The sequence below is a fragment of the Micromonospora sp. CA-269861 genome (assembly GCF_050948505.1).
Classification (GTDB): domain Bacteria; phylum Actinomycetota; class Actinomycetes; order Mycobacteriales; family Micromonosporaceae; genus Micromonospora.
In genome coordinates this window covers 4,977,749-4,993,330 of the sequence record NZ_CP192014.1, presented here as the reverse complement: position 1 = coordinate 4,993,330, position 15,582 = coordinate 4,977,749, and the positions used below count along the sequence as shown (strand labels likewise).

The 15,582-nt window shown below is 71.4% G+C and carries 13 protein-coding genes; 9 read left to right on the top strand and 4 right to left on the bottom strand.

Annotated elements, in window-relative coordinates; all coding sequences use genetic code 11:
* The first annotated feature begins 108 nt into the window (after window positions 1-108).
* Window positions 109-810 carry a DedA family protein gene (locus tag ACQP0U_RS22715; protein WP_433310470.1) on the top strand — a complete coding sequence of 234 codons (702 nt, stop codon included), beginning with the start codon at window positions 109-111 and terminating at the stop codon, window positions 808-810.
* 69 nt (window positions 811-879) lie between these two features.
* On the opposite strand, the gene ACQP0U_RS22710 is transcribed toward ACQP0U_RS22715, so the two are convergent.
* A complete protein-coding gene (locus ACQP0U_RS22710; protein WP_433310467.1) occupies window positions 880-1,539 on the bottom strand; it encodes a C39 family peptidase in 660 nt (219 codons plus the stop codon).
* Window positions 1,540-2,411: 872 nt separating this feature from the next.
* Between ACQP0U_RS22710 and ACQP0U_RS22705 the strand changes: the two genes are divergently transcribed.
* Genes ACQP0U_RS22705 through ACQP0U_RS22695 form a run of 3 tightly spaced genes read left to right on the top strand, consistent with a single transcriptional unit; the run spans window position 2,412 to window position 5,062 of the window.
* Complete coding sequence (locus ACQP0U_RS22705; protein WP_433310464.1) at window positions 2,412-3,632, top strand: macrolide family glycosyltransferase; 1,221 nt, start codon at window positions 2,412-2,414, stop codon at window positions 3,630-3,632.
* Between the two features lie 3 nt (window positions 3,633-3,635).
* Window positions 3,636-4,121, top strand: a complete 486-nt coding sequence (locus ACQP0U_RS22700; protein ID WP_433310461.1) for a hypothetical protein — start codon at window positions 3,636-3,638, stop codon at window positions 4,119-4,121.
* Window positions 4,118-5,062, top strand: a complete 945-nt coding sequence (locus ACQP0U_RS22695; protein ID WP_433310458.1) for a hypothetical protein — start codon at window positions 4,118-4,120, stop codon at window positions 5,060-5,062. Before ACQP0U_RS22700 ends, ACQP0U_RS22695 begins: the two co-directional genes overlap by 4 nt.
* Before the next feature lie 4 nt (window positions 5,063-5,066).
* Here the strand turns inward: ACQP0U_RS22695 and ACQP0U_RS22690 are convergent, their stop codons facing one another.
* The 3 genes from ACQP0U_RS22690 to ACQP0U_RS22680 all read right to left on the bottom strand — a co-directional run bounded on the left by ACQP0U_RS22690 (window position 5,067) and on the right by ACQP0U_RS22680 (window position 7,281).
* On the bottom strand, window positions 5,067-6,182 hold the full coding sequence (locus ACQP0U_RS22690) for an FUSC family protein (protein ID WP_433310455.1): 1,116 nt from the start codon (window positions 6,180-6,182) through the stop codon (window positions 5,067-5,069).
* A gap of 143 nt (window positions 6,183-6,325) precedes the next feature.
* Complete coding sequence (locus ACQP0U_RS22685; protein WP_433310452.1) at window positions 6,326-7,048, bottom strand: hypothetical protein; 723 nt, start codon at window positions 7,046-7,048, stop codon at window positions 6,326-6,328.
* A gap of 44 nt (window positions 7,049-7,092) precedes the next feature.
* Window positions 7,093-7,281: a hypothetical protein gene (locus tag ACQP0U_RS22680; protein ID WP_433321358.1), complete on the bottom strand. Its 189-nt coding sequence runs from the start codon at window positions 7,279-7,281 to the stop codon at window positions 7,093-7,095.
* A 19-nt stretch (window positions 7,282-7,300) separates the two neighbouring features.
* Between ACQP0U_RS22680 and ACQP0U_RS22675 the strand changes: the two genes are divergently transcribed.
* From ACQP0U_RS22675 to pulA, 5 genes are all read left to right on the top strand, one after another.
* Window positions 7,301-7,990: a hypothetical protein gene (locus ACQP0U_RS22675; RefSeq protein ID WP_433310451.1), complete on the top strand. Its 690-nt coding sequence runs from the start codon at window positions 7,301-7,303 to the stop codon at window positions 7,988-7,990.
* 37 nt (window positions 7,991-8,027) lie between these two features.
* Window positions 8,028-8,417, top strand: a complete 390-nt coding sequence (locus tag ACQP0U_RS22670; protein ID WP_433310448.1) for a hypothetical protein — start codon at window positions 8,028-8,030, stop codon at window positions 8,415-8,417.
* 98 nt (window positions 8,418-8,515) lie between these two features.
* On the top strand, window positions 8,516-9,196 hold the full coding sequence (locus ACQP0U_RS22665; RefSeq protein ID WP_433310445.1) for a hypothetical protein: 681 nt from the start codon (window positions 8,516-8,518) through the stop codon (window positions 9,194-9,196).
* Between the two features lie 90 nt (window positions 9,197-9,286).
* Window positions 9,287-9,973, top strand: a complete 687-nt coding sequence (locus ACQP0U_RS22660; RefSeq protein WP_433310443.1) for a cellulose binding domain-containing protein — start codon at window positions 9,287-9,289, stop codon at window positions 9,971-9,973.
* 110 nt (window positions 9,974-10,083) lie between these two features.
* On the top strand, window positions 10,084-15,579 hold the full coding sequence (gene pulA, locus ACQP0U_RS22655; RefSeq protein WP_433310440.1) for a pullulanase-type alpha-1,6-glucosidase: 5,496 nt from the start codon (window positions 10,084-10,086) through the stop codon (window positions 15,577-15,579).
* Window positions 15,580-15,582 lie beyond the last annotated feature (3 nt).

Here is a 15,582-nt window from a genome sequence, read left to right as displayed (position 1 = left end):
CCGTCTTGCTATCTGCGCAACCTGGTGTCACTGGTTGGGCCGGCCCGCGACCGCGCCGCGTCGTCAGGTAGCGGGGTAGGGTCGGGGCCGATTCGGAAGGGGTGCCGGGTGATCGACGTTCAGCACTGGCTCTCGGCGCTGCCTCCGGGCGTGGTCTACCTGATCGTCGCCGGGGTGATCGGCGTGGAGAGCATGGGCGTCCCGCTGCCCGGCGAGATCGTCCTGGTCAGCTCCGCCCTGCTCGCCGCCACCGGCGTGGTGGAGCCGGAGTGGGTGGCCAGCGCGGCGGCGTTCGGCGCCATCGTCGGCGACTCCGTCGGGTACGCCATCGGCCGACGCGGCGGTCGTCCGCTGCTCGCCCGGCTGGGCAGGCGGTTCCCCAAACACCTGGGCCCGGCGCAACTCGCCCGTGCCGAACAGAGCTTCGCGCGGCACGGCGTCTGGGCGGTCTTCTTCGGGCGGTTCGTGGCACTGCTGCGCATCCTGGCCGGGCCGCTCGCCGGGGCTCTGCACGTGCCGTACCGCCGCTTCCTGCTGGCCAACGCGGCCGGCGGGTTGGTCTGGGCCTTCGGCACGACGTACCTGCTCTACTCGGTTGGCCGAGCGGCCGAACACTGGCTGAAGGACATCTCCTGGGCCGGGTTGGTCCTCGCGGTGCTCGCCGGGCTCGGCAGCACCTGGTGGCTGCGCCGACGCGCGCACCGCATCGAGTCGGCCGAGGTCACCCCTGACGTGGAGGCGGCCTCCAGCGGTCAGTCGGCTGCGGTGACCCCCGACGTCGACCCGGTCCGCGCGGGCAACGAGCACTGACCTCTGGGCATGCCGAAGGGCCGGGCCCCGTGGTGGGGTCCGGCCCTTCGGTGTGTGCTTGCGTGTGGCTTAGCTGGTGGCGTAGCCGCGGGTGGCGATCCAGTCGGCGAGGTGCTCGACGGTGATCCAGTAGGAGGCGGTGTTGGGGTCGGCGGAGTCGGCGATCTTGACGGTGTTGCCGTTGTCGCGGTAGCCGACGACGCTGATGTAGTGCCCGCCCTCGTAGGAGTGGCTCGCACCGTCGGTGTCGGTGCTGGTGCCGGCGATGTTGGCGACGACGGCCCGGCCGTCGTCGACGGTCGTGACGACGTCGGCGCGTAGCGTGTCGGTCTGCTTGGTGTCGGCGTCGGGGGTGCTGATTTCCACGGACCGGTAGGCGTTCTTGCCGGTTTCCTTGTTGAGGACGGGGGTGATGTCGTTGATGGAGTTGGTGCCGGCCTCGGTGGTGCCCATCTCCTTGGCCATGTCGTCGACGTTGATGTTCTTGCCCTGCACGCTCAGGGCGTTTCGGGTCGCGGCGGGCCCGCAGTAGTAGAAGTTCGGCTGGGCTTCGTAGCGCACGCCGAGTTCGCGCTCATCGTGGCCGCCCTTGCGGTCGGTCTGGGTTTGCGTGGCCGGCTTGGCGTCGGACGCCGCGTAGGCGGTGGTGACGGGGCCGGCGATGGCGCCGCCGGTGAAGGCGAGGCCGGCAGCGGTCAGGGCGGTCTTACGGATCAGATCGGTACGCATGATGGCGTGCTCCTCTGCATCGGGGGTGCCCACACCACACCCGGGTGGTGTGGTCGTGCGGGGTGGTGTGGTCGTGCGGGGAAAGCTCGAGGGGGGTCTGCCCGGCGACCCGCGAGTGGGGGTCGGCGTCGGGACAGGGTGTAACGGATGCCGGTGGCGAATCATTCCGCCTACCCGGAGGCCGGTGGTACTCGGCCGTGCGGGGGATGTAACCGGGGCGGCCTACCGGATGTTCCCGGCGGCTGCCGCGCCCCACGACTCTGACAGTCGCGGTGGTCTGCCAGGTATAACGACCCGGCCCGGCCCCCGATTCCAGGCTAAGGGTGGCCCCGACCACCCGACACCCGAGGTCAAACCCGACAATCCACCTGCCTGACGGGGCTGGCGAAACAGACACGGCGGCCACGGCGGCGTGATCCACTCGGGTTTCTGAACGTCGCGGTGTCCGGGCGCCGGGGATACCCCGATTTCATGAAAGCCGAGTGGATCACGCCGGTCTGCGCCGTTCGGCGCGGCTGGACCCGCGGTTGACCCGGGACAGGACCAGCGTGCGGGCTGGCCCCGCCGAGAACTTCACGGCACGGGTCAACGTTCCCACCGGCGCCCACCTACGCCGAACCCGGCCCAGGGCGGCACGCCGTGTGAACCCGGCCCAAGATCGTGCTCGATCCAGGAAACAGGCCCCTCCCCACGCCACGAGGCCACTACATCCTGGATCGAGCACGATCATGCGGAGGTGGGCCGCTGACGGGTCGAGTACCTGGTCCGCGACGCGCCGCCACCAGGCAACATCTAGGCTCTGACCGAGAGGGGTGGATCATGGACGCTGCAATGTTCGGGGCGCTGGCTCCTTTCCCGCCCGGGGTCGGCCGATGAGCGCTGTGGCATTCCTGAACATCGCCATGCACGGGCACATCAACCCGACATTGCCCGTCGTGGGGGAGCTTGTTCGTCGTGGCCACTCCGTCACGTACCACACGACGCCGGCCTACGCCGAGCAGATCGCGGCCACCGGGGCACGGGTGTTCCTCTACCCAGGGGACGACCCACCACTGTCCGGCCCGCCGACGCCCGTCACGGTCATGGAGCAGCTTGCGCGTTCCGCCGTACGCGTGCTGCCCGCCGTCCTCACCGACCTGCGGGGCACCCGGCCCGATCTGATCGTGCACGACTCGCTCTGCCCGTGGGGGCCGGTGGTGGCCCGGGAACTCGGCGTGCCGCCGGCATCGTCGTTCACCACGTTCGCCTTCAACCGGCACGTGCCCAGCCCGACCCGCGGCTCCTGGAAGCTGTTCAGCGCTGCGGCGGCCCTTCCCCGCTCCACCGTCGGGTACCTGAGATCCCGCTGGGAGCTGCGCCGCCGGTACGACACAGGCGCCCTGCCCCTGATCGACCTGGCCAACATCCGTCAGCCGCTCAACCTGGTCTACACCTCGCGGGCGTTCCACCCCGAGGCGGACAGTTTCGACACGTCCTACCAGTTCGTCGGACCGAGCATCGGCGCCCGCCGACCAGACTCGTCGTTCCCGGTCGACCGACTGCGGGACCCGGTGATCTACGCCTCGATGGGCACGGTGTTCGACGCCCCGCAGTTGCTGCGCACCTTCGCCGACGCGCTGGCCCCGCTGGGTGGCACCGTGATCATCTCCACCGGGCACACCGATCCCGCCGTGCTCGGCCCACTGCCGGGCAACGTGCTCGCCCACCGTTCCGTACCGCAGTTGGAGGTGCTGCCCCGCGCGGCGCTGTTCATCACCCACGGCGGGGTGAACAGCGTCAACGAGGCCCTGTACGCCGGCACCCCGATGCTTGTGGTTCCGCAGGGCGCCGACCAACTGCTGGTGGCCTCCCGCATCGTCGAGCTCGGTGCCGGCCTGTCGATCAGCACGGGGGACGTCACGGCGCAGGTCGTGCGGGCTCTCGCGCGGCGCCTGCTCGACGAGCCTGGGTTCCGGGCCGCCGCGAGCACGCTGCGGGTGGCCCAGCGTGAGGCGGGCGGTTACGCGCGTGCCGCCGACGTGCTTGAGCACTTCGTGCAGCAGACCGGCTCGGTCACCCAGCCGCGCTCTGCCGATCTGCCACCACAGGGCTGACCGATGTCGACAGTTGTCGCCATCCTGCTGCTGGTCGCCGGGCTGTCCGAGGCCGCCGGGCGCCTCCTGCCGGTGGTGGCACGCCTGTCCGGCGTGTCGCCCGCGAGGGTGGTCGGGTTGTTGCTGGCGGGCGCGATCGTCGACGGCGCGGTGTTCGCGCTCTGGCCGCTGTCCGCGTGGGCCGTCGCCGGCCTGGTGCTGCCCACCGCACCGTCCGACGCACTGGTCTGGACGCCAGGCCTGGCCGTTCCGCTGGTGCTCGCGGGAGTCCTCGCGTTCCCGCTGCTCGGGCCGCTGCTGCACCTGCTGCTCATGGTGGGGGTGGGGGCCGGTCTCGCCGGTGCTCTCGCCACGCTGGCCGGAGTCGGCTGGTGGGAGGCCGCCGGCTGTGTGGCGATCGCGGGAGTCGGGCTCGGCGTCTCCGTCGAGGGTGTCCGCCGCCTTGTCGTGAAGCTCAACAGCACCCGAGCAGTGGAGCCCGTCGCGTGATCGAACTGGCGCTCCTGCTGCTGCTCGTCGGGCTCGGACTGGTGCTGATCGCCGAGGCCCTGCTCGCCCGCTACGAGGTGCTGGTCTACGCCGCCGGCTGGCGCACACCCACCATCTCCCGCCCTGAGGGCATGTCCTACGCCCGAGGGGCGGATCCGGACCGCCCTCCGGACGCCTACCTGGTCTATCTGGACGGCATCGGGAAACGCCGTTTCCACGACACCCGCGACGGTGGCCGACTGGTCAAGGCCCTGATCAACCGCGCGCCGGAGCTCCGGGTGCTGGGCCAGGTGCAGCCCTACTCCCCGCTCGCCGTGCCGCTCTCCGACCGGCCGGTCTGGACCTGGGTGCGCCGCCGCATCGGGCTGCTGCTGTTCCTGCACAACGTGATGCAGATCTTCGTCGCCGCCGACCGCCGCTACCGTCCCCTGTACAACCGCGCCGTCGGTGCGCAGATCGCCACCGAACTCCAGGTCGCCGGTTACCGGCCGGACAGCGGCATACCCGTGGTCCTGCTCAGCTACAGCGGCGGCGCCCAGGTCGCCAGCGGCGCGGTGAACGAACTGTGGTCCCAACTGCGCACCCCGCTCTGGCTGATCACTCTCGGCGGGTTCCACAACGGCGCCAACGACATCACCCATGCCCAGCACCTCTACCAGCTCACCAGCGCCGGTGACTGGATCGAGCGGGTCGGTACCTGGATCTTCCCGCAGCGGTGGCGGCTGTTCCGCTGGAGCGGATGGAACCGGGCCGACCGCGACGGCAAGATCACCGTGCACCGGCTCGACCCCGCCACGCACATCGGCCCGCGCAGCTACATCGCCCCGGAGGCCCGCTTACCGGACGGCCGCAGCCACCTCGACCGGACCACCGACACAGTGCTCGCGCTGATCCGGGACCGCCTCAGCGTGACAGCGGAGACCGACGGCCCGCTGCCCTGACCGCTCACACCTCGGCGTGCAGACCGGCCTGCTGATTCGCCTCCGTCTCAGGGAGCCCGGAGATCTGGAGCAGTTGACTGACGACAGCCCGCAGTTGCGAGACGACGACAGCCCCGGAGGACCCGACACCCTCAGCGCACGCCTCGTCGATGTCACTGATCACCTGTAGCGCTCGCTCCCGCGCGCGGTCCGGCTCCCGTCCGGCCAGGAAGTCACGGTGCAGGAGCCTGAACGCCTGGCCGAAGTGCTCGATCGCTGTGGAGAGGCCGGCCGGCGGCGTTTCCCGGGCGTGTAGTGCCGACACCGCCCACTGCACCATCTCGCGGCTGCTGGTGTAGGCGAGTTCAAGGTGCTCGGCAGCCCGCGCGTACCGACGCATGATGCCCAGCCGTCTTCTCCGCCACGGTGAGAGAATCGCGACTTCGCATGCCGCGGCGACCACGTCGGCCGTGTTCCGTCGTTGCGCCTCTGCCGCACGCAGCCGCTGCAGGGCATCCTCGGCCTGCCGCACGTCGCGGTGGGTCAGCGCACTGGCGATGGCTGTCATCTCCCGGGCGATGGCATCGACTGTCGGACCAGCGGCGCGGTGCACGATCCGCACCGGGTTGAGTGGCAGGATCAGCAGGGCCACCACGATGGCCACCACCACACCGACAAGCGCGTTCGCCGTCCGCGGGACGGCCAGGTCCGGCCGGTCCGGAGACACTGTGCCGAGCAGGACGGCGGTGCTTCCCGCCTGCACCATGACCGCTCCGGTGCCTCGGAAGACGGCTGCCGCCGAAATGGCGAGCGCCACGACAACACCTGTCTGTATCGGTCCCGCCCCGATGAACCGTACGATCCCGTTTCCGACAAGCACCCCCAGGAACACCCCGGCGAGAAGCTCCAGAGTTCGACGGGCCCGGTTACCGACAGCCGCCGCGATGGTGCCGACCGCGGCGGCGGGTGCGAACAGCGGCTGCGGATTGTGCAGCACGTCGCTGGCAACGAACCAGGCCAACCCGGCGGCCACACCCGCCTGCACCGCGAGGATGAGGTAGGTGCGCAGCCGTTCGTAGGCCTCCCGGCCCTCGCGCAGCGCACTCTGCGCCGGTCGGGCACCCCGGCGTCTGCCGCGCACCTCATCACCCCCCCACCACCGATCGGCTCTCTGACGATCGTCGTACGACGGCGAACGTCGGGTGCGAGAGATCGCCAATCTGGTGCGCCGCCGACGGAAGCCTGCGCACCGGTGTGCCGGGGGTATTAGGCCGGCGGGGTGGGTCAGCCGGCGGCGAGCAGCTCCAAAACCGCGTCGCGGGCGGCCAGAACGGCCGTCTCCGACTGCGGGCCGTGGTTGAGGATCTCGAAGGAGTGCTGCCCGTCCGGCACCTCGATCACCCGCATCGGCCACCCCTGGGCGGTCGCCGCGGGCAGGAACGCGTCGATGCCGGCCAGCACCGGTGGGATGTCCTGACCGGCGCGGGTCAGAACCAGCGGCACGCCCGTGCCGGCGCTGAGGGCTTCGACGGGCAGGAACCGGGCGTCGACCTCCCAGCCGGGGAACGGGACGAGCAGCGGGTACGTCAGCGCGATCCCGCGTAGCCACGGCGGCGGGACGCGGAGCCAGTCGGCCGCGAAGAGACCGCCGCCGGAGAAGAACCACAGCACCACCCGCTCGGAGTCGACCCGCGGATCGGCGCGGACCTGCTCGACCATCGCGGCGATGTCGTCGGCTGCCGCGGGCAGCGCCGCCAGGTCGGACACCTGGTAGCTGACCAGCGCGGTGACCACGCCGCTCGCGGCGAGCAGCGCCCCGTAGCCGCGGTAGAGCAGCCAGTCGCGGGGATCGGGCGCGTCGGGTGGCAGAGGAGCGCCGTGCACCACCACGACGGCGGGAGCGGGACCGGTGTGGGTGGGCAGGTGCAGGTCGACGTCGCCGTGTCGTTCGACAGGGGCGGCCGGGGTGGACAGGACGAAGGGCCGTTGCGCGACGGGCGTCGTCATGGCCCCATCGTATCGATCATCGACGCTCTACAGGGGACGGTTGGTCAGGCCGGGTCGACGGGTTTCGCAGCGTCGCCGGCCTGGGCGTGCCGCTCCAGCAACCGCTGCCGGATCTCCTCCGGGGTGTACGCGCGCCGACGCCGTTCGGCCCGGGCGATCACCACGCCGGAGGCCGCAACGCCGGCGAGCCCGGCCAGCCCGAGAACCTTCCACCACCGCATTCGTTGCCGCATCGGCCTAGGCTAGACCCTCATGAGCATCAGCCTGGATGAGGCCGTCGAGTTGACCCGCACCGGTGACGTGTGGGTGTTCCGGGGTCGCAGCGTGCCGGACCGGGCGATCCAGTTCACCACCAACAGCCCGGTGAACCACGTCGGGATGGCGGTCGTGCTTGACGACATGCCGCCGCTGATGTGGCACGCGGAGTTGGGCAGGTCGTTGCCGGACCTGTGGTCGGGCACCCACCAGCGTGGCGTCCAGCTGCACGACCTGCGGGACGCGGTCTGTGTCTGGGCCAACAGGTACGGCCAACGGGCCTGGCTGCGTCAGCTCGACCCGCCTGCCGACGGGGAGATGGAGCGGGCGGTGTTGCGGACGATCGCGCGGTTGGACGGCACGCCGTTCCCGTCGACCGCACAGTTGGCGTGGCGTTGGGTGCGCGGTCGGGTGCCGGCGCTGCCGCGCCCCGGCCGACCGGCACCTCGGCCCACCCGGGCCATCTCCGCGGGCCCGGCCGGGTCGGCGGGCGAACGGGACCGGGCGCTGGAGACGGCGTACTGCGCCGAGGTGGTGGCAGTTACCTACGAGGCCATGGGGTTGCTGCCGGCGGGCCGGCGTCCGAACTGGTATGACCCGGGGCGGTTCTGGAGTGGGGACGACCTCGGTCTGGCCGCCGACGCCCGGTTGGGTTCGGAGATCGAGGTGCTGGTGCCGCCGCGCTGAGGTTTGACCTGGGCGGTGACCGGCAATTGCTGTGACCGTGAACGCCTCGACGGATCTTGACACGTTGGCCGACTTCTTCGACAGGTACGGCGTGGCGTTGACCTCCGGTGACCTGCCGGCCATCGCCGGCTGTTACGCCCTGCCGGGGTTGGTGGTGGCGGACACCTACAGCTTCTCGTTCACGTCCGCGGCGGCGGTGGCGCTGTCCTTCGTGGGCGCGGCACCCGACTACCAGGACCGGGAGTTGGTCGCAGCGCATGCCCGGATCGAGGACGTGCAGCCGGTGTCCGCGTTGTTGACGATGGTGGCGGTGGAGTGGGAGTTCCTGGACAGTCGGGGGCAGGCGGTGCCGGGGGAGCGGTACCGCTACCTGTTGCGTACCTCGGATGATGGTCCACTCATCTGCACTGTCGTCCGGACGGGCTGACCGACCGGGGCCGACCGGCCCGAACCGTACCCGCCCGGTTTCCGGCCCGCGCGGCGCTGGCTACGCTGTCGCGTCGGTGGGGGACGAGGGGAGACCTGATGGCGGTGCGGCCGGACGGTGCGGCAGATTCGCGGTCGGCGCGGGTGTTGGCGTCGGTGCCGTGGATCGTGGTGCTGGTCGGTGTGTGCGCGCTGGTGGTGCTCCTGGTGGTCGCGCTGTTGTCGTTCCGGACCAGAGAACGGGAGGCCCCGCCGCAGGCCGCGCCTCCGGCGTTCCTGCCGACCGTGCCGGCCGCCGCGTCGGCCACCGGCGGGCCGACCCCGGCGGGTGTGGAACGGCGCTCGGTGTCGCCGCGCCCGTCGCGCAGCAGTCGGACGCCGTCGCCGCGGGCCACCGTGACCGGCTCACCGAGTCCGGGGCGGACGAACGCCCTGGCGGCGCCGACGACACCGGCTGATGACACGACCAGCGCCCGGTACCAGGTCGGTACGAACGGCTGGGACGGGGACGCGGCGGTGCTGTCGATCGACAACAAGTCGAGTCGGTCGGTGGACTGGCAGGTCGAGCTGACGTTTGACGACGACACGTGGGCTCTGCGAGTTGGTGATGACTCGGGCATCTCGGTGCGAGGGCGCGGGCACGGGGAGTTCGTGTTGCGCGGCACCCGTTCGCTGAAGCCGGGTGACTCTCGGACGCTGCGACTGCGCGTCGGCTGGGGCGAGTCGGCGCAGCGACCGCTCAAGTGCACGATCAACGGGGTCGACTGCCGGATCGGCTGAGCCGAAGCTCGGGCGGTGGCCACGCGGTGAGGCTTTCCGGCCCGGCCCGCCGATCGCTACGCTGCGCGGACAGTCCACTGAAGGAGGTACATGTCCGGCATGCGCCGTGTTCCGCGCTCGCCGCACGGTCCGGTCGCGATCGCGACGTCGCCCTGGATCGTGGTGGGCGCCGGTGTCGTCGTGATGGTGGTCCTGCTCATCGTGGCCCTGGGCGCGTACCGGGGACGTAGCCCCGCACCGGACGGCGCGCAGCCGCCGGCGCTGCCGGTGCCGTCCGCGGTGGTGGCGCCGAGCCTGCCCACGTCGGTGCCGTCTCCGGTGCCGGCGTTGCCGGGGATATCCGGACGGGCGAGCGGGCTGCCGCCGAGCGCCGCGACCGGGTCACCGTCCGCCCACCCGACTGTCGGTCCGACCGGGAGGCCCACGGCGACGCGGTCGCCGAGCCGGGCGGCGTCGGGGCAGCCGGCGATGACCGGGCGGTACCGGGTGGCGCAGAGCTTCGACGGGGGTTTCATCGGCGAGGTGTCGATGGTCAACACGTCCGCCCGGAGCCGCGGTTGGACGGTGCGGTTGGAGTTCTCCGGTGGACGGCTGGTGACCGCCTGGGTGGAAGGCGTCCCACAGGGGACGATCCGGCAGAGCGACGACGGCTTCACCTACGTCAGCGGGGTCGATGTGTCGCCCGGAGGTTCGGTGTCGTTGCGGTTCCACATGGAGCGGGCGTCGCACACACCACGGGAGTGCACTGTGGACGGGCTGCGCTGCGACGGGCTCTGAGCGGCGCTTGTGCAAGCTTGCTGCTTTGTTGCGACCATGTTTGCAAGGTATTGCAGAATGTTTCGGCAAGGGTTAGCGTGCGGCCAATCAGCGACCAGAGGAAGGCGTCGATGAAACCCCCGCCGATACCGCGCACCGCCCTGCTGGCCCTTGCCTCCCTGCTCACCGTCACGCTCGTCGGCGCTCCGGTCGCCGTGCACCCTGCCGCCGCGAGCCCCCGGCCGTCCGACCGCGCCCCACTCGCGACCGGTGGCGCGACCCAGTGGCGTGACGAACCCACCGCCGACGCGTTGCTCAAGGCCGGGGCCAACTCCGCCCGAGCCGAACAGTTCTACTTCGTCCTGCCGGACCGGTTCGCCAACGGAGACCCCCGCAACGACCGGGGCGGCCTCACCGGCGACCGGCTGCGGACCGGCCTCGACCCGACCGACAAGGGCTTCTACCACGGCGGCGACCTCAAGGGCGTCATCGACAGGTTGGACTACATCCAGGGGATGGGCACCACTGCCATCTGGCTCGCCCCGATCTTCAAGAACCGGCCGGTGCAGGGTGCCGGCACCGACATCTCGGCCGGCTACCACGGCTACTGGATCACCGACTTCACCCAGGTGGACCCGCACTTCGGCACCATGGAGGAGATGAAGCGCCTGGTCAAGCTCGCCCACCAGCGCGGCATGAAGATCTACCTCGATGTGATCGTCAACCACACCGCCGACGTCATCAAGTACGCCGAAGGCACGTACGCGTACGTGGACAAGGCGACCTCGCCGTACACCGACGCGCAGGGCCGGGCCTTCGAGGACCGCAACTACGCCGACGGTAGCCGCGCGTTCCCGCCTGTCGACAAGGAGTCCTTCCCGTACACGCCGACGTTCATCGAGCCGAAGGACGCGAGCGTCAAGGTCCCGGCCTGGCTGAACGACGTCACCATGTACCACAACCGGGGTGACTCCACCTTCGCCGGAGAGAACAGCGAGTACGGCGACTTCTTCGGTCTCGACGACCTGTGGACCGAGCGTCCCGAGGTGGTCCGGGGCATGACCAAGGCGTACGGGGACTGGATCGGCGCGACAGGCGTCGACGGTTTCCGGCTGGACACCGTGAAGCACGTGAACATGGACTTCTGGCCGCAGTTCAGCCAGGGCATCGAGCGGGCCGCCGAGAAGGCCGGCAAGAAGGACTTCTTCATGTTCGGCGAGGTGTACAGCGCCGACCCGGAGATCAGCTCCAGCTACGTCCGGCAGGGTGGCCTGCCGGCCACCCTCGACTTCGCCTTCCAGGAGGCCGCGCGCGGCTTCACCGCCGGCGCCGGCTCCGCGAAGGCACTCGCCGACGTGTACGCCCGCGACGACCTCTACGCGGCCCGCGACACCGACGCGGGCCGGTTGCCCACCTTCCTCGGCAACCACGACATGGGCCGGATCGGTTCGTTCATCGCCGGTGGCGGCAGCGACCCGGCCAGCCACCTGCGCCGCGACCAGCTCGCGCACCAGTTGATGTTCCTGACCCGCGGCCAGCCGGTGGTCTACTCCGGCGACGAACAGGGCTTCACCGGCCCGGGCGGGGACAAGGACGCCCGCCAGGACATGTTCGCGTCGAAGGTCCCCGACTACCTCGACGACGACCTGCTCGGCACCGACCGCACCCACGCCAGCGACCAGTTCGACAGAGCCCACCCGCTGTACCGGACCATCGCCGACCTGGGCCGGCTGCGCCAGGCGCACCCGGCGCTGCGCGACGGTGTGCAGGTCACCCGGTACGCGGCCGACGGGCCTGGGGTCTTCGCCGCCTCCCGGATCGCCCCCGCCGACCGCACCGAGTACGTGGTGGCAGTGAACAACGCCGACACCGCGCAGACTGTCACCGTGGACACCTGGTCGGCCGGCGCCACCTTCACCGGCATCTACGGCGGCTCGGGAGATGTCCGGGCCGGCGCCGAGGGCGAACTGACTCTCACCGTGCCGCCGCTGTCGGCGGTCGTGTACCGGGCCGGCACCCCCATCGCACCGGCGGCCGACAAGCCGACCATCACCATCACCGGCCCGGCTCCGGACGCGCCGGTCGCCACCCGGGCGGCGGTCACCGCCCGGGTGACCGGCGACCCCCTGGCCACCGTCACCGTCGCGGCCCGGGTGGCCGGCGGTCGGTGGACACTGCTGGGCAGCGCCGACCACGCCCCGTACACCGTGCAGCACGACCTGACCGGCCTGGCCGGCGGCACCCGTGTCGAGTACAAGGCCGTGGTCCGCGACGGCCGGGGCCGTACCGCCACCGCCAGGTCCACCGCCGTCGTGGGGACCCCGCCGCAGGGCAGCTCCCGGGAGTGGGCGGTCGTGCACTACCAGCGCCCCGCCGGCGGGTACGACGACTGGGGGCTGTACGCCTGGGGGGACATCGACCCGGCGTACGTCACCGAGTGGCCCAAGGGGCAGCCGTTCACCGGGGAGGATTCCTACGGCCGGTTCGCCTGGGTGAAACTCAAGCCCGGCGCGACGTCGGTGAGCTTCCTGGTTGTCGACAAGGCCGGTACGAAGGACGTCGCCCAGGACCGCAGCATCGACGTCACGCGGACCGGCGAGGTCTGGCTCAAGCAGGGCGACCCGGCGATCTACCCGACCCGGCAGGCGGCCACCGGTGAGCCGGCCCCGCCGGTCGAGGAGGGCACCGCCGTGCTGCACTACCGACGGGCCGACGGCAACTACGACGGGTGGGGCCTGCACCTGTGGGACGGCGCGGCCAACCCGACCGAGTGGTCCGCCCCGCTGCGGCCGACCTCCGTCGACGCGTTCGGGGCGGTGTTCCGGGTGCCGCTGGCGGCCGGTGCCACCGGCCTGAACTACATCATCCATAAGGGCGACACCAAGGACCTGCCCGACGACCAGCGGCTCGACTTCGCCAGCGCTGGCCGGGAGGTGTGGCTGCTCGCCGCCACACCGGGCCGCCTGCTGCCGTCGACGGCCACCACCGCCAGCGGGGACACCGACATCAGCAGGCAGAAGGCGCACTGGATCGACAGATCCACCGTGGCGTGGCAGACACCGCCGACCGACGGCAGGACGTACGCGCTTGTCGCCGCGCCCACCGGCGGGGTCAGCGTGGTCGACGGCGAGCTGACCGGCACGTACACCACGTTGCCGCTGCGGGCGCAGCGCAACGGGCTCACCGAGGCCCAACGCGACAGGTTCCCGCACCTGTGGTCGTACCGTAGCTTCGCCCTGGACCGGGCGGACCTGGCCAAGGTCCCGGCGGCGCTGCGGGGGCAGCTGCTGGTCACCGAGCGCGACGCCGAGGGTGCGCTGCTCGCCGCGACCGGCGTGCAGATCCCCGGTGTGCTCGACGACGTGTACTCCCGGGCGACCGACGCGACCCTCGGGCCCACGTTCGCGGGCCGGACGCCGAGCCTCGCGCTGTGGGCGCCGACCGCCCGGAGCGTGGCGCTGCACCTGTTCGACTCGCCCACCGCCGAGCCGAAGACGGTGCCGATGCGCCGCGACGACCGCACCGGCGTCTGGTCGGTGCGCGGCGACCACACCTGGACCGGCAGGTACTACCGGTATGAGGTGCGGGCGTGGCAGCCGGCGGCACAGCGGATGGTCACCGCGTCGGTCACCGACCCGTACTCGGTGGCCCTCGCCGCGGACTCCACACACAGCCTGCTCGTCGACCTGAACGACGCGGCGCTGGCCCCTCCCGGGTGGCGCACGCTGCGCAAACCGGCGCCGGTGCCGCCCGCGAAGGCGCAGATCACCGAGCTGTCCGTGCGGGACTTCTCCATCGCCGACGAGACCGTGCCGGCCGAGCGGCGGGGGACGTTCCTCGCCCTCACCGACCCGAAGACCGCCGGCATGACCCACCTGCGGGCGCTCGGCGACGCCGGGGTCACCCACCTGCACCTGCTGCCGGCGTTCGACTTCGCGACGATCCCCGAGAGGCGGGCCGACCAGCGCCAACCGGCCTGCGACCTGGCGGCGCTCCCGCCAGACTCGGCCGAGCAGCAGAAATGCGTGGCGGCGGTCGCCGAAACCGACGGTTACAACTGGGGGTACGACCCGCTGCACTACACAGTGCCGGAGGGCGGTTACGCCGTCGACCCGGTCGGCGCGGCGCGCACCACCGAGTTCCGGCGGATGGTCGCCGGGGCGAACGACGCCGGGCTACGGGTGGTCATGGACGTGGTCTACAACCACACGTCCGCAGCCGGCACCGACCCGAAGTCGGTGCTCGACCAGATCGTGCCCGGCTACTACCACCGGCTGCTGGAGGACGGCACGGTGGCCAACTCCACCTGCTGCGCCAACACCGCACCCGAGCACGCCATGATGGGCAAGCTGGTGGTCGATTCGCTGGTCACCTGGGCCAGGCAGTACAAGGTCGACGGCTTCCGCTTCGACCTGATGGGTCACCACCCGAAGGCGAACATCCTGGCCGTCCGTACGGCCCTGGACCGGTTGACCGTCGCCCGGGACGGCGTGGACGGTCGGTCCATCCTGCTCTACGGCGAGGGCTGGAACTTCGGCGAGGTCGCCAACGACGCCCGTTTCGTGCAGGCCACCCAGGCCAACATGGCCGGCACCGGCATCGGCACCTTCAACGACCGGCTGCGCGACGCGGTGCGCGGCGGCGGACCGTTCGACGCCAACCCACGGGTGCAGGGATTCGCCTCCGGGCTCTACACCGACCCGAACGGGGACGCGGTCAACGGGTCACCGGCCGAGCAGAAGGCCCGGCTGCTGCACGCCCACGACCTGATCAAGGTGGGGCTCGCCGGCAACCTGCGCGGCTACCGGTTCACCGACACCGCCGGGCGTCAGGTCACCGGGGCGCAGGTGGACTACAACGGCTCCCCGGCCGGCTACACCGCCGCGCCGGGGGAGGCCGTCACCTACGCCGACGCGCACGACAACGAGATCCTGTACGACGCGTTGGCGTACAAGCTGCCGCAGGCCACCACGGCGGCGGACCGCTCCCGGATGCAGGTGCTGGCGCTGGGCACCGTGGTGCTGGGGCAGGGCACCGGGTTCGTCACCGCCGGCACCGAACGGCTGCGGTCGAAGTCGTTGGACCGCAACTCGTACAACTCCGGTGACTGGTTCAACCAGATCCGCTGGGGCTGCGCACGGGGCAACGGGTTCGGCGCCGGTCTGCCGCCCGCGCCCGACAACGAGGACAAGTGGTCGTACGCGAAGCCGCTGCTGGCCGACCCGGCGCTGGTGCCGGACTGCGCGGCGATCAACACCACCGACGCCCGGTACGCCGAGTTGCTGCGCATCCGGGCGTCGTCGCCGGTGTTCGGGCTGGCCACCGCCGAGCAGGTGCAGCAGCGGGTCGCGTTCCCGCTGTCCGGCGCGCAGGAGACGCCGGGTGTGCTGACCATGACGCTGGATGCCCGTGGGCTGGGCGGGCCGTGGAAGTCGCTGACCGTCGTCTTCAACGGCACCCCGTCGGCGGCCACCCAGACGGTGACCGGACTGCGCGGAGCGGACGTGGCACTGCACCCGGTGCTTGTCGACTCGGCCGACCCGGTGCTGCGCACCGCCTCGTTCGACCGGGCGGCTGGCACGTTCACCGTACCGGCGCGCAGCGTGGCGGTCTTCGTTCAGAAGTGACGT

Coding starts and splice junctions, on each gene's coding strand:
- ACQP0U_RS22705 (WP_433310464.1), top strand. CDS start 2,412: ATGAGCGCTGTGGCATTCCTGAACATCGCCATGCACGGGCACATCAAC.
- ACQP0U_RS22685 (WP_433310452.1), bottom strand. CDS start 7,048: ATGACGACGCCCGTCGCGCAACGGCCCTTCGTCCTGTCCACCCCGGCC.
- ACQP0U_RS22665 (WP_433310445.1), top strand. CDS start 8,516: ATGGCGGTGCGGCCGGACGGTGCGGCAGATTCGCGGTCGGCGCGGGTG.
- ACQP0U_RS22710 (WP_433310467.1), bottom strand. CDS start 1,539: ATGCGTACCGATCTGATCCGTAAGACCGCCCTGACCGCTGCCGGCCTC.
- pulA (WP_433310440.1), top strand. CDS start 10,084: ATGAAACCCCCGCCGATACCGCGCACCGCCCTGCTGGCCCTTGCCTCC.
- ACQP0U_RS22680 (WP_433321358.1), bottom strand. CDS start 7,281: ATGCGGCAACGAATGCGGTGGTGGAAGGTTCTCGGGCTGGCCGGGCTC.
- ACQP0U_RS22700 (WP_433310461.1), top strand. CDS start 3,636: ATGTCGACAGTTGTCGCCATCCTGCTGCTGGTCGCCGGGCTGTCCGAG.
- ACQP0U_RS22675 (WP_433310451.1), top strand. CDS start 7,301: ATGAGCATCAGCCTGGATGAGGCCGTCGAGTTGACCCGCACCGGTGAC.
- ACQP0U_RS22660 (WP_433310443.1), top strand. CDS start 9,287: ATGTCCGGCATGCGCCGTGTTCCGCGCTCGCCGCACGGTCCGGTCGCG.